The 25,428-nt window shown below is 45.1% G+C and carries 21 protein-coding genes and 2 pseudogenes; 14 read left to right on the top strand and 9 right to left on the bottom strand.

Annotated features, from left to right (window positions below):
• Positions 1-155 precede the first annotated feature (155 nt).
• From GCU39_RS14825 to GCU39_RS14810, 4 genes and pseudogenes are all read left to right on the top strand, one after another.
• The gene (locus tag GCU39_RS14825) at positions 156-569 is read left to right on the top strand and encodes a DUF4183 domain-containing protein (RefSeq protein WP_152394235.1); all 414 of its coding nucleotides are present in this window, start codon (positions 156-158) and stop codon (positions 567-569) included.
• A gap of 458 nt (positions 570-1,027) precedes the next feature.
• Complete coding sequence (locus GCU39_RS14820; protein ID WP_152394234.1) at positions 1,028-1,309, top strand: VOC family protein; 282 nt, start codon at positions 1,028-1,030, stop codon at positions 1,307-1,309.
• Between the two features lie 296 nt (positions 1,310-1,605).
• Positions 1,606-4,479, top strand: a complete 2,874-nt coding sequence (locus tag GCU39_RS14815; RefSeq protein ID WP_227793580.1) for a hybrid sensor histidine kinase/response regulator — start codon at positions 1,606-1,608, stop codon at positions 4,477-4,479.
• A 231-nt stretch (positions 4,480-4,710) separates the two neighbouring features.
• Positions 4,711-5,172 (top strand): annotated as a pseudogene (locus GCU39_RS14810) (cation:proton antiporter domain-containing protein); the annotation flags it as partial.
• A gap of 279 nt (positions 5,173-5,451) precedes the next feature.
• Here the strand turns inward: GCU39_RS14810 and GCU39_RS14805 are convergent.
• On the bottom strand, positions 5,452-5,619 hold the full coding sequence (locus GCU39_RS14805) for a hypothetical protein (protein WP_227793579.1): 168 nt from the start codon (positions 5,617-5,619) through the stop codon (positions 5,452-5,454).
• Between the two features lie 985 nt (positions 5,620-6,604).
• Here GCU39_RS14805 and GCU39_RS14800 point away from each other — a divergent pair.
• Complete coding sequence (locus GCU39_RS14800) at positions 6,605-7,174, top strand: dihydrofolate reductase family protein (protein ID WP_152394231.1); 570 nt, start codon at positions 6,605-6,607, stop codon at positions 7,172-7,174.
• A gap of 864 nt (positions 7,175-8,038) precedes the next feature.
• Positions 8,039-8,929, top strand: coding sequence for a chitosanase (locus GCU39_RS14795; RefSeq protein ID WP_152397255.1), 891 nt, complete (start codon positions 8,039-8,041; stop codon positions 8,927-8,929).
• 244 nt (positions 8,930-9,173) lie between these two features.
• On the opposite strand, the gene GCU39_RS14790 is transcribed toward GCU39_RS14795, so the two are convergent.
• The 7 genes from GCU39_RS14790 to GCU39_RS14760 all read right to left on the bottom strand — a co-directional run bounded on the left by GCU39_RS14790 (position 9,174) and on the right by GCU39_RS14760 (position 18,916).
• Entirely contained in the window at positions 9,174-9,767 is a 594-nt protein-coding gene (locus tag GCU39_RS14790) for a YjgB family protein (protein WP_152394230.1), read from the bottom strand.
• Between the two features lie 253 nt (positions 9,768-10,020).
• Positions 10,021-12,096, bottom strand: a complete 2,076-nt coding sequence (locus tag GCU39_RS14785; protein ID WP_152394229.1) for a DUF5054 domain-containing protein — start codon at positions 12,094-12,096, stop codon at positions 10,021-10,023.
• Positions 12,097-12,123: 27 nt separating this feature from the next.
• Positions 12,124-13,017, bottom strand: coding sequence for a carbohydrate ABC transporter permease (locus GCU39_RS14780; protein ID WP_152394228.1), 894 nt, complete (start codon positions 13,015-13,017; stop codon positions 12,124-12,126).
• 19 nt (positions 13,018-13,036) lie between these two features.
• Complete coding sequence (locus GCU39_RS14775) at positions 13,037-13,927, bottom strand: ABC transporter permease (protein WP_152394227.1); 891 nt, start codon at positions 13,925-13,927, stop codon at positions 13,037-13,039.
• A gap of 85 nt (positions 13,928-14,012) precedes the next feature.
• Positions 14,013-15,674, bottom strand: a complete 1,662-nt coding sequence (locus GCU39_RS14770; RefSeq protein WP_152394226.1) for an extracellular solute-binding protein — start codon at positions 15,672-15,674, stop codon at positions 14,013-14,015.
• Between the two features lie 153 nt (positions 15,675-15,827).
• On the bottom strand, positions 15,828-17,546 hold the full coding sequence (locus GCU39_RS14765) for a cache domain-containing sensor histidine kinase (RefSeq protein WP_152394225.1): 1,719 nt from the start codon (positions 17,544-17,546) through the stop codon (positions 15,828-15,830).
• Positions 17,543-18,916, bottom strand: coding sequence for a response regulator transcription factor (locus GCU39_RS14760; protein ID WP_152394224.1), 1,374 nt, complete (start codon positions 18,914-18,916; stop codon positions 17,543-17,545). Before GCU39_RS14760 ends, GCU39_RS14765 begins: the two co-directional genes overlap by 4 nt.
• 265 nt (positions 18,917-19,181) lie before the next feature.
• On the opposite strand from GCU39_RS14760, the gene GCU39_RS14755 reads away from it, so the two are divergent.
• The 6 genes from GCU39_RS14755 to GCU39_RS14730 all read left to right on the top strand — a co-directional run bounded on the left by GCU39_RS14755 (position 19,182) and on the right by GCU39_RS14730 (position 23,106).
• Positions 19,182-19,490 carry a PadR family transcriptional regulator gene (locus GCU39_RS14755; protein WP_152397254.1) on the top strand — a complete coding sequence of 103 codons (309 nt, stop codon included), beginning with the start codon at positions 19,182-19,184 and terminating at the stop codon, positions 19,488-19,490.
• Positions 19,487-19,834: a DUF1048 domain-containing protein gene (locus GCU39_RS14750; protein ID WP_152394223.1), complete on the top strand. Its 348-nt coding sequence runs from the start codon at positions 19,487-19,489 to the stop codon at positions 19,832-19,834. The genes GCU39_RS14755 and GCU39_RS14750 overlap by 4 nt, the downstream gene beginning before the upstream one ends.
• A 12-nt stretch (positions 19,835-19,846) precedes the next feature.
• Complete coding sequence (locus tag GCU39_RS14745) at positions 19,847-20,197, top strand: DUF1048 domain-containing protein (RefSeq protein ID WP_152394222.1); 351 nt, start codon at positions 19,847-19,849, stop codon at positions 20,195-20,197.
• Positions 20,198-20,212: 15 nt separating this feature from the next.
• Positions 20,213-20,971: an ABC transporter ATP-binding protein gene (locus GCU39_RS14740; protein ID WP_152394221.1), complete on the top strand. Its 759-nt coding sequence runs from the start codon at positions 20,213-20,215 to the stop codon at positions 20,969-20,971.
• Positions 20,972-21,742: an ABC transporter permease gene (locus GCU39_RS14735; protein WP_152394220.1), complete on the top strand. Its 771-nt coding sequence runs from the start codon at positions 20,972-20,974 to the stop codon at positions 21,740-21,742. It abuts the gene before it with no gap.
• Between the two features lie 506 nt (positions 21,743-22,248).
• Positions 22,249-23,106 (top strand): putative RNA methyltransferase, encoded by an 858-nt coding sequence (locus GCU39_RS14730; protein WP_227793635.1) that lies wholly within the window; start codon positions 22,249-22,251, stop codon positions 23,104-23,106.
• 100 nt (positions 23,107-23,206) lie between these two features.
• On the opposite strand, the pseudogene GCU39_RS14725 reads toward GCU39_RS14730, so the two are convergent.
• Positions 23,207-23,299 (bottom strand): annotated as a pseudogene (locus GCU39_RS14725) (IS3 family transposase); the annotation flags it as partial.
• A gap of 332 nt (positions 23,300-23,631) precedes the next feature.
• On the opposite strand from GCU39_RS14725, the gene GCU39_RS14720 reads away from it, so the two are divergent.
• A complete protein-coding gene (locus GCU39_RS14720; RefSeq protein ID WP_152394219.1) occupies positions 23,632-24,423 on the top strand; it encodes a VOC family protein in 792 nt (263 codons plus the stop codon).
• Positions 24,424-24,441: 18 nt separating this feature from the next.
• Positions 24,442-25,254, top strand: a complete 813-nt coding sequence (locus GCU39_RS14715; protein ID WP_152394218.1) for a helix-turn-helix domain-containing protein — start codon at positions 24,442-24,444, stop codon at positions 25,252-25,254.
• Positions 25,255-25,428: the final 174 nt, after the last annotated feature.

Raw genomic sequence — 25,428 nt, 5'->3', positions numbered from 1 at the left:
TGTAGGACAAGCGTTGTTCTTAGGGTAGCTTGTCTACCCCTAGAACAGCCTGTATTTTTACATAAACAGAACCAAGGACAGGAAAATACATATCATGTGGTGATGGTAATGGATTATGGATTATTTTAATGAGCATTAGGAGGTAAATCATAAAGATGAATGAGATAAGTGGCGCAATTCGGATTACTTCAAAGCCGTGGATACGAAATAATGCTGAAGCATCTTCCTGTATTCCCAGTTATTCGATATTCCCTCCACTGGGTTGTTCTATCATATTTCCTAGCACACAACCTCCACCAACAACTGGGTTTCTCAAAGTGGAGACATTCCAATACATTACGGTGTCTGATGGAGTAAAGAATACTTACACAAATCTGGATGGATTAACTCAGTTTGATAGCAGTGTAATATTGAACCCGAATACTGTATCTTACATGAATTTATTTATCAACGGAATACTACAGCCCTTTAATGTATATAAAGTATCTGAAGGTATCCTGACAATAAATAGCGTTCAAGAAAATGGTGTCCCCATCACTTTACAATTTATTAGAGTCCTATCTAATTAAAATATGCTAAAAATTAGGTTGAGTAAATTTATCTAATTTGGCACAGAGGATGCGTTAAGAAATTTGATATGACAGCCCCGGATCGCTCCGAGGCTTTTTTGGGTTATGGATGAATCGGAGGCGAGTCTTTCGGTGCTAATCGCCCCATTCTTTCACATCAGCCTCGCATTCCTTACGGACTGTAATTTAATCCCTCATTTGTATATGGTAATATTTAGCCGGTAGCCACCACGCACCCTCTTTTATTCTTTCATGCTAATGGGGCACGATAGTGGAGTAAAACTTAACCTGGTCGTTAGACTAAAGTTGTAGAAGTTCCTACTGCATTGTACGGATTCTCTATTCATGAAAATCCTTTATGATTGAGTAAATAACAAATTTTGGGGATTGCTAATGGACATTAGAGAAACAGGTATTATACTATTCTGCGAGAAATGATAATTAAAGGCGGTCAAAACATGCAAATTAAATCTAAAGGAATATCAGAAGCAGTGCTTGAAGTGAAAAACATGGGTCTGGCTGTTGAATTCTGGCATGTGAAACTGGGTTTTCCGATTGTGGAACAATGGGGATATCATAATTGGCAATTTAATAATAATGAGGAAGAGGTCTGGGCTACTTGGCTATATGTTGGTGGAAATACAAGGTTAGGTTTATGGCTTCCAAGAGAATTTGATCAGGACCAATTAACTGAAAAAAATGAGTCTATTTCGAAATGGAATGGGCTTTTCGATGATTGATTTACCCCCGTAGGAAACGACGATCAATACAATAAGAACAACATCGCTATAACCAGAGGAATTTTCTTTTTTTTGTCGAAATAGATAGGATTATGATGATGAAAAGAAAAGTGGTTTTTTTTACAGGGTTACTCTTTATCACCTTAATCCTAGTTCGAATCATTTGGGCTTTTTTTCAGGCGTCGCCTGATAACCCTCGTGCGGTTCGGGGAGAGTTAGATTTACGCAGTATCAACTTTTCCAATAATCGCACGATCAAATTAGACGGAGATTGGGAGTTTTATCCTGACAAGTTTTTGATACAAAGTGAGCCGAACGCAAACCCATCCGGAGAGGGGGGGAGGTTCATTCAGGTTCCAAGCGATTGGAGCTCATCTTTATCCGCCAACTCGCCTTACGGCTATGGCTCTTATCGTCTGCGAGTCAAGGTCAACCCGGATAACGAATTAAATTATGGCATCCGCGTTCCGAACGTGCCTACATCTTCTGAACTATATGTGAACGATCGTCTTTTGGCGAGCGATGGCCAGCCGGCGAAGAACAAGCAGCAGTATACTGCCCGAAGCAAGCCCTACACCGCTATTTTCAAAGCCGATTCAGGAGAAATTGATATTGTCGTACAAGTCGCAAATTATGACAACAGTAAAAGAGGCGGTCTGATAGGATCGATCAGGTTCGGCAGTGAACATGCAGTGGAAAAAGAAGTTGGGTTCTCCATGAACATGCAGCTAGTCGTATTTGTCGTTCTGATGATGCATGCCTTATATGTGCTTATTTTGTACTTAATCGGAACGCGGAATAAATCTTTGATCTACTTCTTTATGCTCGTTGTTAGTGCTATTGTTATGACGCTGCTCGATGACGATAAACTTCTGCTGGATTGGCTGCCGATCATCAACTACGAGTGGTCCATTAAGCTGATCCTTCTATCCTTTACTGGAGTAGGCGCCTTTCTGCTGCAGTTTACCAAAAGTATCTTGCTGGAACATGCGGGGAACAGGGTGTTCCGATGGTTCTCCTACTTCTGTGTGGTTGCTGTGTTGCTAATTGTGCTTCTGCCACTCAGATACGCCCTGAGTGGATTGTCAGTATATTACGGTATTAATTTGATCGCGTGTTTGTATCTTCTGATATTCTCGATACATACAACCTTGAAGAGTGATAAGAATGCCATTTATTTGGTCTTTGGTCTAATCTGTATTTTGACAAATATCATTGGGGGCTATCTTAAGGGTCCGCTCGCTACAGGCTATTACCCGATCGACCTGATCGTTGCGTTCCTCGCTTTTTCGTCTTTCTGGTTCAAACGCTATTTCTTTTTATCCGTCCAAACGATGAAGCTCGCCGAGAAACTGCAGAAAGCGGACAAACTGAAAGACGATTTTCTGGCTAACACATCCCATGAGCTACGAAATCCACTGCATGGCATACTTAACATCGCCCAGACCGTTCTGGATACCGGAATTAACGATCAAGACGACACAAATAGGGAGAACATGAAGCTGCTCATTTCCGTAGGCAAGCGAATGTCATATATGCTCAATGATCTGCTTGACATGACACTGCTTCAGGAGAATGGTATTCGCCTGCACATTGAGAGTGTCCGCATTCAGGGAGTCGCAGCCGGTGTAACCGATATGCTTCGTTTCATGACGGAAGGCAAGCCGATTCGTATTGTTAACGACATTCCGGCCAACTTTTCTAGTGTCATGGCCGATGAAAACCGGCTTACTCAAATTTTGTTCAACCTGCTTCATAATGCGGTAAAATATACAGATCAAGGACATATCACAATTAAGGCCGAGGTGAAGGAGGGTAAGGCGAATATTATCGTCACCGACACTGGCATCGGAATAGATCTAGAGACACAGCAAAGAATGTTTGCACCTTACGAGCAGGGAGACTCTGGCATAACGGCGATTGGAAACGGGATCGGGCTCGGGTTAAGTATATGCAAGCAGCTGGTGGAGCTGCACGGAAGCACGTTGGAGGTAAACTCCATTCCAGGCCAAGGTTCAGTATTCAGCTTTACATTGCAGATATCCGATGCATCCAGGAGGCAATGCGAGACTGCAATGATCGCTTCGGTATCGACCGTTTATACTGAAGCGGCAGTATCTGATGTTTCTGGTATTCGCTGTGACATGGAATCTACGACCGATTCGGACCTGCCAAACATTTTGGTCATAGACGATGATGCGGTTAATTTAAATATATTGAGCAATCTCCTTGCTTTGGAAGATTATAACGTCGTCACAGTTATAAGCGGTCGTGACGCGCTTGCCATTCTGGATACCAGAGAATGGGATTTGATCATTTCCGACATTATGATGCCACATATGTCTGGGTATGAATTGTCCCGATTGGTTCGAGAGCGATTTTCCCTCTCGGAGCTTCCCATCTTGCTCCTGACCGCTCGCAGCAGACCGGAAGATATAGAGATCGGGTTCCTTTCGGGGGCCAATGATTACGTGACGAAGCCAGTTGATGCGGTAGAATTGAAATCTAGAGTACGGGCATTGACTGAATTGAAGCAATCGATACGCGAAAGGCTACGCATGGAAGCGGCATGGCTTCAGGCGCAAATTCAACCGCATTTTCTATACAACACACTCAACTCGATAGCTGCGCTCAGCGAAATCGATTATGATCAAATGAGCACGTTGCTTGAGGAATTCGGCCATTACTTGCGGGCAAGCTTTGACTTTAGAAACTTGGAACGGCTTGTTCCGCTTGAGCATGAGCTTGGTCTTGTTCGCTCATATCTATATATCGAAAAAGTACGGTTTGGGAACAGATTTAACATTCACTGGGAGGTTGACCCAAGGGTACATTTGCAAGTCCCCCCGCTCAGCATCCAGACTCTTGTCGAAAACGCAATACGACATGGCCTACTAAGTCGTTATGAAGGTGGGGAAATCCATATCCAAATTACCGAAAATGAACATGAAGCGGAAATTTCGATTGCAGATAACGGTATAGGGATGGATGAGGAAACGGTGCGGCGCGTCCTGAACAGCCGGTTGGACGTAAGGAGAGGAATCGGCTTGTTCAATACGAACCAGAGATTGAGACAACTATATGGCAAAGGCAAAGGTTTGCAAATCCGAAGTGTTCCGAATCAAGGCACCATTGTCAGTTTTGTTGTTCCAAAAATGGGGGAAGGCTAAACCTTGAGCCATAAAGAAACCTATTGATACAACGGATACTGATGAAACCGAAGTTGCCTCAGATATAAAAATTGGTTCCCCGATACGCTTAAGGTAAGGGAGACAATAACTAATAAATACTACAACACGGCTGCCGACATTGATGGGCAGCAGGATCCCCACTCAGTGGAAACTTAAAAATAATGTCTTAGACCATCTACGATTTTCCAAAGGAGCTACCCTCTCATATCAATATTCGGGAGTTATGGAGCTAAGATCGGGATGTCAGATACGACGAGAATGAATATTGATAGTTTCTGGGATGTTATAACGTTAATTGCGAATTCTCTAATTTTCTTAATGATCGGGCTTGAAATTAAAAATATTGATTTCACGAATACTTGGCAAGCGATTATTCTTGCGATTGTCATTGTCCTGTTAGGTAGGACAGTTGCGGTCTACGCTAGTCTTCTCCCATTGAGGCATTTTCCAAGAAAGTGGAGCGCGGTTCTGAACTGGGGCGGTTTAAAAGGGAGCCTCTCGATTGCACTCGCTTTAAGTTTGCCGCACTCTTATGAGGGGAGAGACACGATCTTGGTACTCACTTTTAGTGTCGTATTGTTCTCTTTGATCATTCAGGGGCTGACCATCAAGCCGATGCTGGCACGACTAGGGATCGCCAATCAGCAATTGAAGGGGAAAAACAGTCAGTAATGAAAAATGAAATAGTGAACCGCTTAACGAATATGTTGAGCGGTTTTTTATTCCCTTTACTCTGATTTGATAGCTTGAAGATTTGTAATGAAAAAATATGGTTAGAACACTTGAGAGCAAGGGTCTTTTCACATTTAGACAGCTCTGTATTTTCCGTAGCATTCCAACGTAGCGATATCCATTCAACGGCAAATAAAAATCCAACACCGGCAGATCATGATACTGCTTTCCAAAACCTATCATTATTCGAAGAGAAATCGCAAAGCAAAGTTAATGAATTCATGCAACGATAGTTACATTTGCATTACCTTGTAAATCTTGATAAGCAAGGTAGACGCCAATGATTGCAGAAATAAGGAGCAATATTGCTGAAACAAATGCTAACTGATAATAATTATTTTTACGTGATGATGAAGATGTGGCTGTTGACTGTGATTGTCTCTTCATAAACGATTTGTTCATCCTCCTTCTAGACAAATTCTTTTTTTTTATTGTATGCTTCTATTCAGTAATTGCCGTGGATACATCCCCCCTGTCTTTGTCCTAAAACAAAAACAGATCTTTACTTGGATTTCCATTTGCCGATGCCGCTTCAAGATGGAGCCGATTTACCTTGGGGAAGCTTACCCGAACGAAAACATTGTAGACTATTATCGACGCTTTGCTACCGATTCGGTTGTACATGAGGGCGGAACAGCATATCGAGAATTAGTATATTTGTGAGTATAAATTTAGATGACAAGGAATAATTTTACAACCTGAGAAGAGACTTCTTTTCACAAAGATGTACCTATAAAATAGAATATTATTTTAATCGCAGTTATAGTTGGCTTTATGTTCTACTACATAAAGAATGGGAGAACTCTGTTAGGAGGTGTAAGAGATTATCAAGAAAAGATATGTAGTAGTTTTTATCACTCTGCTATTACTCGTAATGGCTCTTACAAAAGCCAAGTTCTTAAGATTAAATGTATCTGCAAAATGTCCAAGTGGCTTAACTGTGTGCCTACCGAAAGTTCGAATTACCTCCATACTGAGAATGATTCGTTGGCGTCACAGTTCACGCATCTAGTCTATTTTTATGACAGCGGATTCTCACATTTTTGGGGACGAGAACAATAAAATACGTGTAGTAGGAATTTTCAATCATTTCTTTGTCATCGAAAATAATTTCACCCTGATTCAGATAAAAATTAATCACAAGCTCATTGTTTAGCTAACGGGACACGATAGGAGCTTGTTTGGAGGCAGCTCCTTTTTTTGTTAAACTAACGGGCAGTTTTGCGTAACATTGTTGTCTGCAAAAAAATCGGATTTCCCCTTGAACCTTACGTAACGTAATGATTTATAGTGTACGTAACAGCAGGAAACAACACAGGACAACGGCCAAAAAATCGAACAAGATTAATTCGAAATCGAAGGAGAAACAGACATGAGAAAACTCGTATTGTTCATGCACGTGTCGCTGGATGGGTATGCGTCAGATTCGACCGGAGGACTGGATTGGATTCCGTACAACGAGGAACTAGAGAAATACGCCGAGGAGGTCGTAGCCGAAGTCGGATCTCCCGTTTACGGACGTACGACGTATCAGATGATGGAGAGCTACTGGCCCACTGTGTTGGATGATCCGAATGCGTCGAGGCACGGTATGGAGCATGCTAAATGGCTGCAGGATGTTAAGAAGATCGTCATTTCTAGCACGATGGACAAGGTGGAATGGAACAATACGATGCTGATCAAGGACAAAATCGCAGAGGAAATCATGGCGCTTAAGGAGCAGCCTGGTAAAAATCTCGTTATCTTCGGTAGCCCGGGGGCTGCGAAGACGCTGCTTGAGTTCGGCCTGATCGACGAATTCCTACTGACGATTTGTCCGGTTGTCCTAGGCAGCGGAAAATCGGTCTTCGACGGCGGCGTCGAAAGAATCAGGCTCAAGTTGCTGTCCAGCCGAACGCTCAAGTCGGGCATTATCGCGACCCACTATGAGTTGGAGAAATAGTCGCGCCGTACAAGGTGATCCGCTCTAATGGGACACTTTTGTTCATTTGCATCAAGGCTGCCACATGGCAGCCTTTTCTCAACTAACGGACTTCGCCCCCGGGACTGCCGGAACAGCCGGGAGTGGAAAAATAGTTTGTTTCTTCTTGGAGGTATCAAACACAATGCAGCAAAAAACGCATCAGATCATTCAACCAAAAACTATGGAAGGTCGGTTAGATGAAGTATTGTTAAGCTAACGGGACACGATAGTTGAATCATGAAATAGAGGCAGTTGGTCAAACGGTCAGCTGCCTTTTTCATTGAAGTAACATGTCTGTATGAAACCGCAAAAGATTCGTCACGAGCGCCGATCTTCACTGCTTTACTCGCCGAAGTATTGGCTGCTACTAATGAGCTTCTGCTCATTGGCGGTCGGTATCGTCGTGTACAACGGAGGACATCTGTCGGGATTAATGACTTTATTTGCTTTTGGGATTCGCAAGATTCTGAGGCCGATATTCAAACTGTCAGAATTTTGATGCAGCGTAGCTTTTTGAGGATGATCGGGACGAATAGGAGCTAAGGTTACGTAAGTAATTTGGACGAAGCCGAAGCCGCCGTAGTCTCTTATCTGTCTAGCCAGCATACCTGATGACCTGAATACGATTCATCCAATAAGCTCCTATCAGAGAATCTTATCATCTGGTAGGAGTTTTTTTAGAGTAATTATAAATACCTCATTATGGAATAAAATAATATTTTTGTGATATGTATAATTAAAAAGGAATTATTGCTTTGATGTAGAATATTCCCAAATGAGGAGGTAACTTGCTATCTAAAAGTTAAAGCGCTTAAATTTTAATGAGGAGTGATTCATTTGTTAATGACTAAAAGAGGTTCTAAGAAATTAAAATTTTCTTTATTGGTCGTATTGAGCTTTATCATTGGTATTAGCCTATACTCCAGTCCACTCCAAACAAAAAGTTATGCGGCAGCGAACCCAGATGACAATTTTTCTCCAGCAACTCTCCAATTTTTACAATCAAAAACAGGGCTTGACGGTGAACAATGGAATAACATCATGAAACTGATTAACAAACCGGAGCAGGATGACCTGAATTGGACCAAATATTATGGATATGCTGAGAGACTAACTGATAAACGCGGCTTTACCATAGGTATATTCGGGGCAACTACGGGTGGTCCAAATGATACCGGGCCGGATGGACCTGAACTCTTCATAGAATATGACCGCGTAAAAGGAGCATCCAATCCATCAGTTAGTGGTGCTTTGAAGCGGATTGGCGTTAATGGCTCCATGAATGGCTCCATCTTGGTTATCAAAGACAGTGATAGTGTATTCATTAAGAAAATTAATGCGCTGCAAAATGATCCCGCGTGGAGAGAAGCGATGTGGAAGACCTTCTACAATGTCTATATTAAATACAGTGTTGAGCAAGCCAATAAACGGGGTTTTAATACTGCACTAACCATTGGTTCATTCGTTGATGCAGCCTTGAATCATGGAGCTACAGGCGATTCTAATAGTCTTCAAGGTCTTCTATCGAAGTCCGGAAGCAGCACGAATGAAAAGACATTTATGACTAATTTTTACGCGAAGCGTACCTTGATTGTAGATACAAATGATTACAACCAACCTCCTAATGGGAAGAATCGTGTTAAACAGTGGAGTACTTTATTGAGCCAAGGTGAAACAGATCTGAAAGGTGCAGATGCTGCCATCGTCAAGGTAACAAGTTGGGAAATGAAATAAATTTAATAATTATGTTTTAACGCCTCAAAGTTAAAACGCTTATATATTAGTTAATAATAAAGCTGTCTGTCTTCGTCATATAACCCGTCCTTGTGGCGGGTTATCATTTTATCTGGTGTATGCGTACCTGTTGTTAACTGGATTGCCGAATCCGGAAAAAACCAGTCGCCGATACAATATCGACAACTGGTTTTATCTTATCTTTGCTAGGTGTTTTGATCCCTGGATCAGTCCCTTTACAGGGTTATTTGGCTAACAAATTAATATGGTCCAAATCGGTGCTGCTGTTGAAAATAAACTCCACTTTATAATTTCCGCGAATATATGTGAACTTGGTTTGCTTTGCTTTTCCGTTTTTGATCGTTGTTGTGGAATTAGGGGCCAACCAATGCTGCTTCACCATGCTCATCGTAATGCCGCCGATATTGGTCTGTCGCTCGACATTGGTACCGAAATAACGGATTTCGCGAATTTTATCAGATTTATTATAGGTGATGGCATAGCCGGGATTGCCCATATTGGCGCTGTACACGTCATAACCGCTTGCATTTTTTCTAGGTTGTTCGGGTTCGCCGATCGCTTTAATGACTTCTTTCCGGGTGCTTTTTCCTACGGTAAGATTGCTTACTGCTCCCGGAAACTCGCCTTTCAAAGCGGGTTTATAAAAGCTCTTTAACGTTTGGAGCGCATGTTCGGAAGCGGAGTTATCTTGGTTTGCGGCCGCGGCATCTACCTGATGTGCCGGAAAAATCGGAGAATTCGTCAAACCCGCGCCAAGACCGACAACACCTGCGACTGCAATAGTAGCCCAAACTTTTTTCACAGATTTAAACTTCATATTGGATCCTCTCCTTGTACCATGTATGAACCACATGTTTTCTATATCAAAACTTAAGCTAAAAACTCATCCTATATCATAGTAAAATCTGAAAGCTATTGTGTTACAAACGCATGAAAACGAAATGTCATTTTTGAAATATTATGCTTCGATCTTCGGTCACACCCCCAAATTGCAGATGTGTCGATGAAAAAGAAAAGCCTCGAACATGTCGAGGCCGTTTCCTAAAACGGAGGCTGGTGAACGCCTAAAACTACATACTGAACGACTGCAATACCAATTGGAAACGGAACTTCATATCGTCTTCGAACCACATTCTGAAATTGGTTCCCCACACATTATTGTGCAGGTTGAAATGAAATCCACCGTCGAGGGAAGCAAAAGTATTATCGAACTGAAGCAGCCGTCGCTCGCCTGGACATACGAGGGGAGCATCCAGCGTTCGGATCGTGCAGCTTCCGTCAGCGCCCTCGTAGTAGAGTCCGGTCTCAACCGCATGCATGTTGCGATTGCCGTCCTTCACAACAGACAATGGGGAGAGGAGAGCGCCCAGCTTATCCATCCTCCACATATTTGGGTTATCTACGAGCGGTACGAAGGAGAGCCAGCTTGCCTCCGGCAATCGGCATGCAGATTTACCGCTCCAGTGAAGTTCAACATCGATTAGTGGTTTCTGCTTATGGAATGCATAGACCATCATTACTTTTTGAGGTGCGCCGTACTGCTCGCAGACGATCGAATCCATGGCCAGCTCGATACGGACTATATCGCGATCCGCTTGCTTCTCTAATCGTATCGTTCTCGGCGCCCCCTGGTAACTTGTATGCTCCGGTCGCGGTTCCACATACTCCATGCCTGGTTTGCCAAAATCAGGTTCTGCCCAGATGTAATGCAGTCTTAGATCTCTAGAATATTCTTTATAGAACCGGTCATAATTTTCTTGGCCGAACGTCTCGTAACGAAAGGCTCCTATCCGGTGAGCGTCGTTTGCCCACACTTTTCCGTTCCGGTCGACCAATTGATGGATCGATCCATCCGGAGCGAAGGCGGCGTGGAAGCAACCTAATTCATAACGAGTATTCCATTCAAGCTTCTCCGCGTTGAGATCCGAAGCGGCGCCGCTTTCCGAAGCCAGTTGTTCGAAGGCAGCCAGCGCCTCGTGCACCAGCTCCTGGGGCAATGCAGACAAAGCCTGATCCATATATTCACGTTGTTCTTGCCACGAGCTTTCGAAAAAGCGGAACGTCCGTCCCGGCTTTGCCATGTGCTGCAGTAAAGCAAATTTATGCGTATTGGTGTCTTGGACTGCATCGCTTACTCTTGCAGCGGCGAAATCAGCCGCAGCGTAGGCGCTGTAATCGCCCAGATAAATCTTCTCGTCCAGCCCCCACGTATGCTCGGGAATGAGCATCAACCGGTTGCAAAATAAGGCGTATGCTTCACTGTCCGGATCTAAAGCACCGGAAGAGACCCATTTGTCCCTTAAACGCAGCAGCTCCCGATACAGCGCCACTTTCCATGGGTCGGAAGCGGCTCCATGAATCCATGAATCACCGATTTCCTCTCGGATGACCGGCAGGCGGTCCTTCAATGCGAGCAGCTTCTCTGCAAATGCATCCAAGGTAGAAGCGATAATCTCCGCACCTGGGTATTCCTGCTGCAATTGAACGAACAATTCGCGTACAGCTTCGATGCTGGAAGGCCCGTGGTTATCGCCGGTATGGGCAAAATAAAGGGCATCTTCCAGTCCGTCGATTTCTAGCGGCTTGCCATAATCCGCGGCATAATTGACGATGATTTCGGAGCCATCGGCGGCTCGCCACACAAAAACATCAGGGACATGAGGCTTTTTGGAAGCCGGATTAACGCCTAAATGCAAATACTGAATGCCGTGTCTGGCCAAGATGGGGACGATGCCGATAGTATGCCCTGGAACGTCCGTCATTTTTGCTGCGATGGTTGTTTTTCCGAACTGACGATCAAGATCCCTAGAAAGGGACAAGCCAAATTCAAACAGCTTGGCGTCCATCAATTCAGTATGCGTCGTAAAAGGCAATCCGTGCCACGCGATTCGGCCTTGGCGTATTGCTTCCTCCATACGGCTGCGAGCATCCACAGGTGCCGTGCGCAAGTATTCGTGGATTAACCACGAACCGGTCGTCCATACGAATTTTACATTTCCTTCTTCCGCGGCTAATTGCGCGGCCAAGTCCAATGCCTGTGGAATGTATCGATCCATGTACCGCTCGACGACGTGCTTCGCTAAATCGGTAAAGCCAATATCCAGATGGGTTTTGAAAATGACATGAACTCTTTTGTAGGCTGCCACGATTTTTTCCTCTCCTTGTTGAATGGATTATTCTTTTACCGACCCCAATACGATACCGTGGACAAAATACCGCTGCAAGAACGGATATAGGAGCAAGATTGGGATCATGGCGACCATCAGTTTGGCCGCGTTCAAGGTCTTGTTTGATGCCTTCATTAATTCAATCAACTGCTCTGTCGTCATCTCTTTCATCAAGTCCGGTGTAATATTCACGACCAGTTGTTGAATATACGTCTGCAATGGATAATTCTGGGGCTTACTCATATAGATTAACCCGTCAAAGAAAGAATTCCAATGTCCCACGATGCTAAACAGCGTAACGGTGGCCATGGCAGGGACCGACAGCGGAATATATATGCGCAAGAGTGTATACCACGGCCCTGCGCCATCGACAACGGCGGCCTCGTCCAATTCTTTCGGAAGACTGCGGAAGAAATTCATGATCAGAATCACGTTAAAGATCGGTACGGCTCCTGGAAGAACGAGCGACCAGATCGTATTTTGGAGCCCAAGTGTCGTGATCGTTATATATAAGGGGATGAGGCCTCCGGAGAACAACATGCAGAATACGAGGAACCACATGTAAATGTTTCTGCCGGGGAATTGCTTGGCGCTTCGCGACAAGGGATAGGCCATGATGACGGTTAGTAAGAAATTAACTGCCCCGCCAATCAGAACCCGTTTGAGCGAGACTCCGAATGCCCGGAAAAACTTCTCGTCATCGAGAATAATCCGATAGGAGGTTAAATTGAATCCGCTTGGCCATATTGTCACTTTGCCTGCGTTCGCTGCGGCTTGATCGCTGAACGAGAGCGCAATCGTATACCACAACGGATAGAGGGAAGTCAGTGCAATGATGGCCAATACTAGCAAGATGATGCCGTCGACAAGCCGGCTCGTTAATGTATTCGACCTGACCATAGCCACACTCCTTTCATGGTTAGAAAATACGATAGTTAGCGAACGTATAGGCTAATCTGTACGAGATCGCAATGAGTACGATCGCGACGACCGATTTAAGCAAGCCAACGGCAGTAGCTAAGCCGTACTGCATCTGAACGAGACCAAGACGATAGACATACGTATCGATGACGTCGCCGGACGAGTAGACGAGCGGGTTGTACAGATTGAAGATTTGATCAAAGCCTGCGTTCAGCACATTGCCAAGACTAAGTGTCGTCAACAATATAATGGTTGGCATGATGCCGGGAAGCGTGATGTAACGAAGCTTATGCAGCCGGTTAGCGCCATCGATTTCGGCCGCTTCATACAGCGATGGATTGATCCCGGTCAATGCGGCCAAATAGACGATGGTGCCAAAGCCGAATTCCTTCCATACGTCACTCCAGACCACGATATGGCGAAACCATGTATTGCTGGCCAGAAACATGACGGGCTCAACGCCGAACAATCCGGCAAGTTGATTGACGATGCCGTCGAGCGAGAAAATGTTGACCATAATGCCGGCCAGAATGACCCATGACATAAAGTGGGGTAAATATACGATAGTCTGCACCGTACGCTTGAACCAGCGAGTCCGGACTTCATGCAGCAGCAGTGCAAATGTAACGGGTATGATGATCCCTAGGGTAATTTTCATTGTTGCGATAACAACGGTATTGATGACAACTTGTTTGATATCCGGTATTTGCAGCATAAATGTGAAGTTATCCCATCCGATCCATTCCTGTTTCCAGATTTTTTTCCCCGGAATGACATTCTGAAATGCCATCGCGATGCCGAACATCGGAATAATGCTGAATATGAGCAACAATAGGATGCCGGGAGACAACATCAGATGGTAATGGAACAACGTTTTTTTGTCCTTCATAAGCACCCACCTCGCAAGAAATAGAGAAGGCGTAAGGTGCATAACACCTCAGCGCCTTCCATGAGCTTAATACATCCGCTTGCTGTTATTTCTTGGACGTTTCTTCCACTTCTTTCGTGATTTGGTCGCCCCCAAGCTTCTTCCATTCCTGGACAAATGAATCGAATTTATCGATCGGCTCTTCCCCGAGAATGATCCTGAGGAACGTTTCGTTCTCCATCTTTTCGAGAATAGCCCATTTGAGCTCCATCGTTTTGGTCTGCCCGAAGAAGACGTTGCGAATGATCGTAAGCTTGCTTGGATCAATTTCAGCCGATCCGTCCATGCGTGCCATAGCGTCCGACCAAGCGGCAAGATCCTTTTTCGGATTATCTGTATTTTCCTTCACGTTTTCGTACCACATTTTGAACTCATCATTCAGGTTGGATGGATCCTTTGCATCCCATGCCTTTTTTAGTTCTAAATGGGATCTGTACGCCGCATCCTCATAATCAAGCTGTAAGTTGAAAGGCCAGATCGTCCAAGAGACATTTAAGCCTTTATAAATATCTTTGGAATCCGGGTCGAGCTTGCGATTACCTTGGACGGATACATTTAATACTTTAGCGACGGCTTCAGGATGAGCGTAATCTTTATTAACAACCAGGAACGAACCTGTCGGATTCTGGTCATACGTATTGAATTTGCCTTCTGCATCAAGCGGGGCGGTGAACGGTTTCCATTCGGCCTTCGGATCGTTCTTGACCGAATCCGGCAGCGGCCAGTATGGTATCCACCATGGGCCGAACACAATGCCGACCTTGTTCGCAGCGACCAATTCGTTCGAATCTTTGCGAACCGGGAATTCTTTGTCGATGATCCCTGCAGTATATAATTCATGAAGTTTGGCTAGAGCTGTTTTCATTTCCGGTAATGTGGAGCTATAGACCGCGTTGCCTGCTTGATCTTTCAGCCATTGGCCTTTATATGCATGGAGCGCGCCAAAGATCGGGTCGAAGCCGCTAACCGTGTTCCACCCTGCCAAAGTAGGGATCCCCGTAAAGCCGTACGTGTCATTCTTGCCGTTGCCGTCTGGATCTTTTTCAGTGAAAGCCTTTGCGACCGCAAACAGCTCATCCAGTGTTTTGGGCGGTTGCAACCCTAATTTATCGAGCCAGTCCTGACGAATCCAAGTCATGCTATGTTGCCCGCCGATTTCTGTGCTAGGGAAAGCCATGAGTTTGCCGTCGAATGTCGCTCTCTTCAGAACCCGATCATCAAATGAACTATAGTACTCTTTGATTAGAGGGCTTACACTTTTATCGTAAACGTCTGTCAGATCGGCTATTAGGTCTGCCTCGACCAGTTGTTTCAACTGCTTCTCGTTCACAATGAACGCATCGGGAAGGTCTTGGCTAGCGATGGATACAGACAGCTTCTGTTGGTAGGCGTCCTGGGTTTCGGTCTGCCATGCATGCGTCACTTTCACGTTCAGTTTTTTCTCGATATACCGGTAAAATTCGTTATTGTCGACGGTATCACCGTTCGGCAGATTGGTGTTTTTCGTGCTGATCGATTTCCCTAAGCTGAGCGTAATCGGTTCGTCAAATTTGCCGTATGGATCTTCTTTTCCACTGTCCGGCTTGCCCGCTGCCTCCGTCTCTTTCTTCTGGTTCGTGTCTGGGCTTTGTCCGGAGTCACTGTTGCCGCATGCCGTTGCGAAAAGCGTGAGCGCCGCGAGGCATGTCGTGATCCATTTCATCTTCATTCGATTTCCCCCTCTTTGATTTATAACATGAAATCGTCTTGCCCTTTGATTGTATTATGCGGCTTGATTCAGCAGAGAGAGAATCCGGTCAATGAGAGGGAGAAAACGATCCGGAAATTGCGGAGACTCAATGATACGCGACCATATTCTTACCTATGTCGACCGAATTCCTACCATCATTCGTTGCTCTTCGTTCATCGGAATCTGAAGCGTCATGGTTGTGCCTTGTCCGATTTGGCTTTCAATCTGAAAGCGGCCGAGCTCGCCATAATGGACATGGATCATTCTCAGTACATAATTCAGCCCGATGCCCAGCCCGGATTTTTTGTTATCGCTTTGATGGGTGAGCAGCAGTGACACTTCCACATCGGTCATCCCTGCTCCGTTGTCCTTCACTTGAATGTTCATGAAGCCGTCTTGCGCAGCAACAATGACTTCAATCGTCCCGGATTCGTCGCCAAGCCCATGATACAAGGCGTTCTCAACCATGGGTTGTAAGATGAACCGAGGGATCGTCTGTACGAGCAGCGCCTCATCAATGTCGTAACGGACATCGAACTGGTAATCGTATCGGATACGCTGTAAAGCGACATAATCCTTCATTGCGCTGAGTTCTTCGCTAAGCGTGACGATTGCACCTTCCTTGCCGAGATTGTAATGAAGGACGCGCGTAAAAATCGAGACGAGCCGGTCGATCTCATCTTGCCCGTTCATGCGGGCAATCCATTGAATTGTATTTAATGTGTTATGAATGAAATGCGGATTAATCTGATGAAGCAGCTTTTCCACTTCCAAATGCGCTTTCGTCCGCTCCTTTTGCTCGATTTCCGCGAAGAGTTCCTTGATGCTCGTCCGCATCTGATCGAACTCATATAACACCGTGTCAAATTCTTGAATATGCGTCAGTTTGAGCTGCGAATTAAACTTGCTATCGGACATCAGGCGGATTTCTTTTAGAATTTTACGGATCGGCCGGTACACGGTTCGCCATACCAGCAGCGCGAGTGCAATGCTGATTGCAACACATACTAGACTGATGCCACCGTATTTCAGAAGCCAAGATCGAAACTCCTTTTCAAAATCACGTTTCTGAATGGTGACGACGATCCGCCATCCTTGATCGCTGCGCTCTTGGAACAAGTAATCGCCGGCAGTTTTTTGCAGCGAAAAATCAGCGTTCGGAGTGAACAGGCTCGGATCGTCGCTGTAAGCGACTTTTCCGTTCTGATCAATCAGAGCATGCGAGGCCTTCATGCCGTACTGGTTTTGGTTGATTATTTTTTCGAACAGGAGCAAATTGGTTTCGAGATATACATATACCGACTGCGGTTTCATCCCCGGGACCTCGATCGGTCGGATCATGGAAAATACGCGATTTTGACTGTGTTTGTAGGCTGTTGTGTGGGGACCGAAAAACGTCGCGCCCTTCATTTGAGACAACATAGGGAGTGTATCGATAGAAAAATCTTTGCGAATATCTCTGTTCTCAAAGCGAAATTCTTTCGGATCGGTAAAATAATAGAGCATCACGCCCAAATACGGATTCGTAAAGTTGACTAAGTTTAAGTTCTGTTGGATCTCTGATGTCAGCTGCATTTTCTCGAATATCCTTTGGGAGGACAGTAACTTGGACAGCGATTGTCCGACGCTTCCATCCTGCGAGAGCTGCAACGAGGCGTATTCCATATTGCTTAATGTATTCTCGAGGTTCATGCGCGTTTGCGCCAACGTGTTTTGAATGCCGTTTTCAATTTTTTGTTGAAACACATTTTGCAGAGCCAAGTAAGAGATCGCACCAAGCAGAAGAAGAGGGATTAACGTACTCATTAAGAGGGTGGCGATCAGTCGTGTCTTTAAGGAGGAGAAGTTCATACGTTCGATCCGCTCCTCTCGCGTAATTTTCGGTATTCTGCAGGTCCTATGCCGACGCGTTCGCGGAAGATTCTACTGAAATACTTATCATCCTTATAGCCGGATCGTTCGGCAATATGATAAATCGGATACGTTGTGGTTTCGAGCAGCGTTTTTGCCCTGTTAATTTGTAATGTTTTCATATGTTCACCGAATGATTTTCCAGTGATCTCTTTGAAGCATTCACTGAAATAACCGCTGCTCATATTGATTTTGGATGCGATCATATCGCGGTTGACATAGAAGTCTTGTAGGCCGTTCATGATATGAAGCGCTTTCATAATGGAGATAATGATATCGTCAAAATAGTCCAGCTGCTTCATTCTGACTTGGATTCTGCTTCGTAATTCATTGATGCATGCTTTGAACGCCCACCAAGTTCCTAAAGAAGGGGGGGGTGGCTCGTTCGTATCCAAGGTTTCGGACGGGAGCAATTCATGACATACTTGCAGCAATTCGCTCAGTAGGTCCTGCAGTTGGAGGAGACTGGGTTTCGTTTGTTCGATCCAGGCGGTTAGGCTGTTCCAAGCGTTCTCATCATAAATCCAATGTAACGAGAACCATATTTCATCAAGCATATTCTCATATTTGTTGGAATGTCCGTCCTCTTGTACCGTTGGCCGCAGCACGTCGTATACTTTCCGATGCGGCTCGTATGCGTAGAACAAGTATTGCCGTAGCGCCGATACGGAAGGTTGATTATGGCCGTACACCTTCAAGAAGACACAAGCATTCGTCTGATTCATGAATTGTATAATGACGGATTCTTGAACCGTTGAGGGGATCGACCATAGATTATCACCGAGGGCTGCCGGAGAGTGAATTCCGGCGCGTTGCAGCTCGGCGTATAAGTCGTCCACAACCCGTGGGTGTACTCCAGCAACAAACCAGATGGCTTTTTCCTCTGCTGTGGAATGGGTAACAAGAGCGCCCGATGCTTGATTCGACTTCTCGAACTGGATTCGCTTAACAATACGGTCTAGAATATCGTCCATGCTTTCCTTGTCCAGCTGCGTTTTGACAACGTAATCAATCGCTCCTGTGCGCATGGCCTCTTGGATATAGTTAAAATCTTGATGGCAAGTGAGGACGACGAGCCAAATCTTCGGATATTTTGCGCGAACGGCTTTCATCAGCTCGAAGCCACTCATCGTAGGCATCGTTAAATCGACGAACAGGAGGTCAACCTTCTGCTGCTCCATGAATTCGAGCGCTGCGCGACCGTTCCCGACATCGCCGATAATGAGGATTTCGTATTTCTCCCATGGCATCGTGGAAATGAGCCCTTTACGGACCAGTCTTTCATCATCTACGATTAATGCCTTCAACATATGGTTCACCACCTACGTTCCTTCGTAATAGAGAAGCGTGAGATCATTATATACATAATTTGTGGATCAATGAAGTATAAACAGTAGGATCGTCGGTCACCTAAATAAACTCAACTAAAGGGCGGGATAGTTGAAAATGTAAATATCAGCGTAAACGCTATTGACAGTTCAGCTACTACGTGTTACTTTATAGTGGTAGTAAGTAATACTGCATACCAGTCGTACAGAATAGTGAAGGGTGATTGTATTGGAAAACTTAACGGAAATGCTCAAAGGCGTGCTTGAGGGCTGCGTCCTAGAAATAATAAGCCGCGAAGAAACCTACGGCTACGAAATCACGCGGACGCTGAATGCCATTGGCTTCACAGATGTTGTGGAGGGAACGGTGTATACCATCCTAATCCGGCTTGAAAAAAACAAGTTGGTGGAGATCACCAAGAAGCCCTCCGAAATGGGACCGCCACGAAAGTTTTTCGCGATCAATGACGCGGGGCGCGAGGAACTGCGGAAGTTCTGGGAAAAATGGGGGTTCGTATCATCAAAAATTAACGAGTTAAAGGAGAAAAAACAATGAATTTTTGGGAAAAAATCACTGGCAGTGACATGACTAAAGAATTCAAATCATTTGAATCGCGAGTAAAAAAGCTACCGGCTGATTATCAAGCGGCATGGAAAAAAATTAGTGCCAATCTATGGCCGCACTCCGATTTCACCGGTCGCAACCTCATGCCAATTTTTGACGGTGTGCTTGGCCTGCTTGAAGAAGCGGCGGCGGACGGTCAGAGTGTCCAAGAGGTATTGGGTGACGATATCAAAGGCTTCTGTTCGGCGCTGGCCGGCGAAGAAGGGGCAAAGTCTTATCGCGACAAGTGGCGCGAGCAACTCAACAATAATATCGCTAAAAAACTAGGTAAATAGGAGGAGGCTAAAATGAGAATACGAGATATCATCGAAGGCAAAAAAGAGTGGCGAGCGCACGTGGCGCGTGTCAAAGCGCTCCCGCGAGATTATCAGATTGTTTATAAAGAGATTCAAAAATATCTCTTTAAGGTTGGCCCTGTTGAACTAACCGAAGGTACGGATTTGCTATCGGGGATTGTCGATCTTTTTGAAGAGGGCGCGGCCTTGGGGAAAGGCGTGCTCGATGTGACGGGCAGTGACGTTGCAGCTTTCTGCGACGATCTAATCAAAGATTCCAAAACTTACGCTGACATCTATCAAGAATCTGTTAATCAAGAAGTCAGCAAGGCCATGAAAAAGGTTACGGATAAAAAAAAGTAAAAGGGGGATCGCGGGATGAAAAAAGCAATTGAAGTGAAAGGTCTGCGAAAGTCTTTCAAGAACACAGAAGTCCTGAAGGGCGTCGATTTTGAAGTGAAGCGAGGTGAGATTTTCGCCCTGCTTGGCTCCAACGGCGCGGGTAAGACGACGATTGTTAGAATCCTCACCACGCTGCTCAAACAGGACGGAGGCACCGCCACCATAAACGGCTTTGACGTCGCGTCAAAGCCGGATCAAGTGCGGCAGTCGATTAGTTTGACCGGACAATTTGCCGCGGTTGATGAGATTTTGACCGGGCGGGAAAATCTGATTATGATTGCCAAGCTGCGGCATCTGGATCATCCGCGTCAAGTTGCGGACGATTTGCTGAAACGTTTCGGCTTAACTGACGCGGCCGACCGTAAGCCATCTACTTATTCAGGTGGTATGCGCCGTAGGCTCGATATTGCCTTGAGCCTTGTGGGCAAACCGCAGATCATTTTCCTCGATGAGCCAACCACCGGGCTTGATCCCGAGGCACGTATCGAGGTTTGGAAAATTGTAAAGGAGCTGTCGGGCCGCGGCACGACAGTATTCCTCACCACGCAGTATTTAGAGGAAGCCGAGCAGCTTGCCGACCAAATTGCCATTCTGCACGAGGGCAGGATTATCGCCGGCGGCACGCTCGCGGAACTGAAAAAGCTGTTTCCATCCGCAAAGGTGGAGTATGTTGAAAAACAGCCGACATTGGAGGAAATATTCCTCGCAATTATCGGTAAAAAGGAGGCCATGTAAATGGAGACGGCAAAAAACCATTTTTTCAGCGACATGAGCGTGATGCTCGGACGTTCCATGCGCCATATTTTCCGCAGTATGGACACCATCTTCACGGTCTGCATCACTCCGATTGCAATGATGCTGCTGTTCGTCTATGTGTTCGGCGGCGCAATCCAAACCGGTACGGATAACTATGTGAACTACCTGTTGCCTGGTATACTGCTTATGGCTATTGCCAGCGGGGTGGCTTATGTGGCTTACCGACTGTTCTTGGATAAGCAGCGGGGCATCATTGAGCGTTTTCACTCCATGCCGATTGCGCGTTCCACCGTGCTGTGGGGGCACGTACTGACCTCGGTGGTATCCAACGTCATTTCTGTTGTCGTCATCATACTCGTAGCGCTCATGATGGGCTTTCGCTCGCCCTCCGGGGTACTGTCTTGGCTTGCCGTAGCCGGTATACTTGTGCTGTTCACGCTGGCTTTGACTTGGATCGCGGCCATTGCCGGACTGTCCGCAAAAACGGTGGAGGGAGCAAGCGCCTTTTCCTATCCTTTAATCTTCCTGCCGTTTATCAGCTCGGCGTTTGTACCGACCGAGTCGATGCCGAGAGCCGTTCGCGCGTTTGCCGAGAACCAGCCGGTGACGTCTATCGTAGAGGCCATCCGTGCACTATTATCAAATCAACCGGTAGGCAATGATATCTGGATCGCATTAGCGTGGTGCTTAGGGATTATGATCGTCGCATATCTATTTGCGATGCGCGCATACAAGCGGAATGCAGCTTAATGTTTGTATGCATTATAAGGGAAATGTGATCAATAATAGCATCAAGTAAAGGGCCTTCCACATTGTCAAAGGGTTTCAATCACTCCTTTTATATCGAAGTAAGGAGCATTCAAGATTATTAGGGAGCAGACTGCCACGGGTGGCCTGTTCTCTTTTTTAATGAAGTAGGCGTCAAATCGTGGATGCCGTTGAGCTAACGGGACACGATAGTGGAGGAGCTTGCATGGAAGCAGCTCCTTTTTGCTTTGTTAATGTAACGGGCAGTTTAATACAGTGGTTTCTCATACTAGTGAAACATGCTACGATAAGAGTGTGTTAATGTATTTTCAATAAGGGAGAGTTTAACTTGATCATCCAATTCATTCGTTTAAGGTAATGTAAGGTGCGGTTCACATAACCCAGCTTTTTTAAACAACATTGCTAGGGTTTATTTGACTGTGCCTTTTTTCATTCACCTAACTACGAATGAAAGGGTGTTTTTTGTGTTCAAAAAAAGTAAAAAGTTGATGAGTGCCGGGAAAATTGAAAGGTTTCAGGAGATATTTATATGTCCTTTATGTAAAAAACAGATGCAATTGATCAATTTACAAAGTTTAGTCTGTAGCAATCAGCATTGTTTTGATATAGCCAAGCAAGGATATATAAACCTATTGTCACGTGCCAGTAATGCTAAATATGATAAAAAAATCTTCGAATACAGAAGAGTAATCATCAAAAGCGGTTTATTTAATCCCTTACATGCTGCGGTAAGTGGATTTATAATGAGTCAACTCCAGCATAATGAGCCTGTAAGCATACTGGATGTAGGTTGTGGAGAAGGCTCTCACTTAAATAACATACAAATAGAAATAACGCAGAAAAAACCCAACCCTCTACTGGCTGTAGGAATGGATATTTCAAAAGAGGGAATTGGTTTTGCCGCAGCTGGATATTCAAATGCGATTTGGTGTGTCGCGGACATTGCTAACTGTCCATTTGCAAATCAGCAATTTAAATTCATTTTAAACATTCTTTCGCCGGCAAATTATTCGGAATTCCAGAGATTGATTACTGATAATGGTTTGATGATTAAGATTGTCCCTGAACAGAAGTATCTAAAAGAATTAAGAGATATCTTTTACGAAGGATCGGATAAACAGGTTTATTCAAATTCACTTACAATTAGTCATTTCAAAGAACAGTTCAAGTTATTAGATGTTGAAAGCATACGATATCAAGTAAACCTGAGTGAAGCCTTGATCGAACCTTTGCTCGGTATGACGCCATTATCCTGGGGGACTTCCGAGGAACGCATAGAAAAAATTTTACAGATGAATCTGAAACAAATCACTATGGACTTTAAAATTTTAATTGGTAAGAAATGAATCACATGACTTACCGTTAAACTAACGGGACACGATAACTCAATGAAGACATTTGAAGGCAGCCGCTACTGAACTGCACCCCAATTGTTAGACAATATTTTTATGCAACCTGTTGGGCATGAACGCGGTATTGTACCGGGCTCATGCCTTTTAATTTTGACTTGATGCGCTTGTTATTATAGTAATCAATGTATCTTGGACGAGCAGTTGAATGGTATAGCCGAGTGTTTGATCTGCCATATAACGATGATTACAAGTAGGGGCTGCTTTCGAATAGGCGAGAGGATGCCTATCGTTACGGCATGTTGACCGCCGAGATCGCCGTTTTTTTCATGTCATTTGTTGGGGTCCTATTGTTTGTGTTCTCCCCTTTTGCAGCAACACTTAAGGCGCTTTGAGAGGCAGGTCAACAAGGAGTCAACATATTCAACAAGTATATGGAAAATAGCTATTGACCTTAAAGCAACTTTAAGGTGTATGATGAACTCACCTGGAAACATTCCAAAAAATGGGGGGGTTGTATAAATGGTGACACCTAATTTAAAGTTTGACGGCGGTTTTATTATGGTGCCGTGGGATCAGTTCGATGAGGCAGTAGAATGGTATGGCGATAAAATGGGTTGGAAATTAATTGGTACGGGCGATGGGCCGGTCGGTAGGAAGGCTTTCTTCAAAATGCCTGGATCTGGACAAGCCAATTTGAAGTCGTTCGAAAGCGAATTAAGCCACTTTACATCCGAAGATTATTTCGAAGGAAATTGCAGGTTTTGTTTTCGCACGGCCAATCTGGATCAGACATTGGAATACTTCAATAATCAAGGCGTCAAATGCACCGCGCCGTTAAAGATGCCGGACGGAACGCGGTCTGCCGATATTATCACATTCGGGAATGTTCGCCTGACGTTAAGCGAAGACAGGAAGTTGGAAGGTAAATTCCCTGAATCGCGCGTCATTCAATACGCTGCCAAGCCATTGTGGTTAGGTGTCACCGATTTGGAAGCTTCAATTAATTGGTATTCGCGGATATGCGGTTGGGAAAGTTCGAAGAAAAATTTTCAAGACCGAGGATTTGCGTTGATGCGTGAAACATGGGACTTCGTCTGGCTAGAAAAAGTGAACGTCGAGCGATCATCAAAAAAGGCCAATCCCGGAGCCAGGTTATACTTCAGGATTAAAAAGCAAGAGGATCTGTATAAGACGAATGAATGGCTCAAGGTGCAGGGAATTGATGTATCAGAAATTATAGGGGAGCGTTGGAAAGGATTCCACTTCTATGATCCGGACGGGAATCGATTAAACGTGTGGAGTTATTATTAATGGTAGGAGGAGGAACCGTTGAAAACCAACATGACCATCCAAGGCTTTTCCGAGCGGACGGGTCTTCCTGCCAGTACGCTTCGTTATTACGAAAAAGAAGGGCTGCTGCAGCCGAGTCATCGGGCGGATAACGGGTATCGATACTATCGGGAGGATCAGATTCCAAGCGCCTTGAAGATTCATACGCTGCGCCAAGCGGGAATTGGCCTAATCGAGATCCGTCATTATCTTGCTGCGGATGCCGACGGGCAAGCAGGATGGCTGCGCAAATGGCGTCAGGATGTCGATGCGAAGCTGTTGGCGCTGAATGTAGCCAAACAGTACCTGGATGGTGTCGATTCCGTTGATGAGCATATCCGGTTGGTTAGATGGTCTCAGTCCACGAGGATGCTTTGGTTTCGGCATCGTGTCAAGCGCCAGCTTCATCCGTTTGCACAGGCCATGGATGAGAGTGCGGCATTCTTGGAAAAGCGAGGGCTTTTGCATGCGAAAGAGGCTTATGTACGGCAGGAACGAATGATCGGAGATGAGATGCTCGGCAAAGTCGGTTTTCGCTTGCCTTTGAAGTCAGCCTTACCGGACGAATGGAAGCATGAAACGGAGCTTGAAGTTGAGCTTGAAGTCATACAGCCCACACTGTTCGTTACAATTGATTGCTTGTCTACCGATCCTTACGCTTGTTTTAGTTTAATGCTCGTTTTGCAATCGTTCGGATTCGAGCCGGCAGGTCCAAATATGGAGCGGTATCAGCTTCACGACAAGCTGCATTACCAATGGATGATTCCAGTGGTTCATGGTAAAGAAACGGGACCTTATACATCAGACCAATGAAACAATGAAATAACAATTCCACAGCTGGAGTGGTTGGGGTTCGTATAAAAACGACTGCAGATATTGTTCATAATTTCCGAAAGGTGTTACCACACTTAAAAGAGGCATATTACGCAGCAACTGGTAAGAAAGATTAAACTAACGGGACACTATAGCTTAATAAATATCTAAAAC

It is taken from the genome of Paenibacillus guangzhouensis, assembly GCF_009363075.1.
Taxonomy (GTDB): Bacteria; Bacillota; Bacilli; order Paenibacillales; family Paenibacillaceae; genus Paenibacillus_K; species Paenibacillus_K guangzhouensis.
Note: the sequence above shows the minus strand (reverse complement) of the source record. Positions and strands in the feature narration are given on the sequence as shown.

Coding starts and splice junctions, on each gene's coding strand:
- GCU39_RS14730 (WP_227793635.1), top strand. CDS start 22,249: ATGAGTGCCGGGAAAATTGAAAGGTTTCAGGAGATATTTATATGTCCT.
- GCU39_RS14735 (WP_152394220.1), top strand. CDS start 20,972: ATGGAGACGGCAAAAAACCATTTTTTCAGCGACATGAGCGTGATGCTC.
- GCU39_RS14825 (WP_152394235.1), top strand. CDS start 156: ATGAATGAGATAAGTGGCGCAATTCGGATTACTTCAAAGCCGTGGATA.
- GCU39_RS14760 (WP_152394224.1), bottom strand. CDS start 18,916: ATGTTGAAGGCATTAATCGTAGATGATGAAAGACTGGTCCGTAAAGGG.
- GCU39_RS14765 (WP_152394225.1), bottom strand. CDS start 17,546: ATGAACTTCTCCTCCTTAAAGACACGACTGATCGCCACCCTCTTAATG.
- GCU39_RS14820 (WP_152394234.1), top strand. CDS start 1,028: ATGCAAATTAAATCTAAAGGAATATCAGAAGCAGTGCTTGAAGTGAAA.
- GCU39_RS14745 (WP_152394222.1), top strand. CDS start 19,847: ATGAGAATACGAGATATCATCGAAGGCAAAAAAGAGTGGCGAGCGCAC.
- GCU39_RS14805 (WP_227793579.1), bottom strand. CDS start 5,619: ATGAAGAGACAATCACAGTCAACAGCCACATCTTCATCATCACGTAAA.
- GCU39_RS14740 (WP_152394221.1), top strand. CDS start 20,213: ATGAAAAAAGCAATTGAAGTGAAAGGTCTGCGAAAGTCTTTCAAGAAC.
- GCU39_RS14755 (WP_152397254.1), top strand. CDS start 19,182: ATGCTCAAAGGCGTGCTTGAGGGCTGCGTCCTAGAAATAATAAGCCGC.
- GCU39_RS14720 (WP_152394219.1), top strand. CDS start 23,632: ATGGTGACACCTAATTTAAAGTTTGACGGCGGTTTTATTATGGTGCCG.
- GCU39_RS14750 (WP_152394223.1), top strand. CDS start 19,487: ATGAATTTTTGGGAAAAAATCACTGGCAGTGACATGACTAAAGAATTC.
- GCU39_RS14790 (WP_152394230.1), bottom strand. CDS start 9,767: ATGAAGTTTAAATCTGTGAAAAAAGTTTGGGCTACTATTGCAGTCGCA.
- GCU39_RS14770 (WP_152394226.1), bottom strand. CDS start 15,674: ATGAAGATGAAATGGATCACGACATGCCTCGCGGCGCTCACGCTTTTC.
- GCU39_RS14795 (WP_152397255.1), top strand. CDS start 8,039: ATGACTAAAAGAGGTTCTAAGAAATTAAAATTTTCTTTATTGGTCGTA.
- GCU39_RS14775 (WP_152394227.1), bottom strand. CDS start 13,927: ATGAAGGACAAAAAAACGTTGTTCCATTACCATCTGATGTTGTCTCCC.
- GCU39_RS14780 (WP_152394228.1), bottom strand. CDS start 13,017: ATGGTCAGGTCGAATACATTAACGAGCCGGCTTGTCGACGGCATCATC.
- GCU39_RS14800 (WP_152394231.1), top strand. CDS start 6,605: ATGAGAAAACTCGTATTGTTCATGCACGTGTCGCTGGATGGGTATGCG.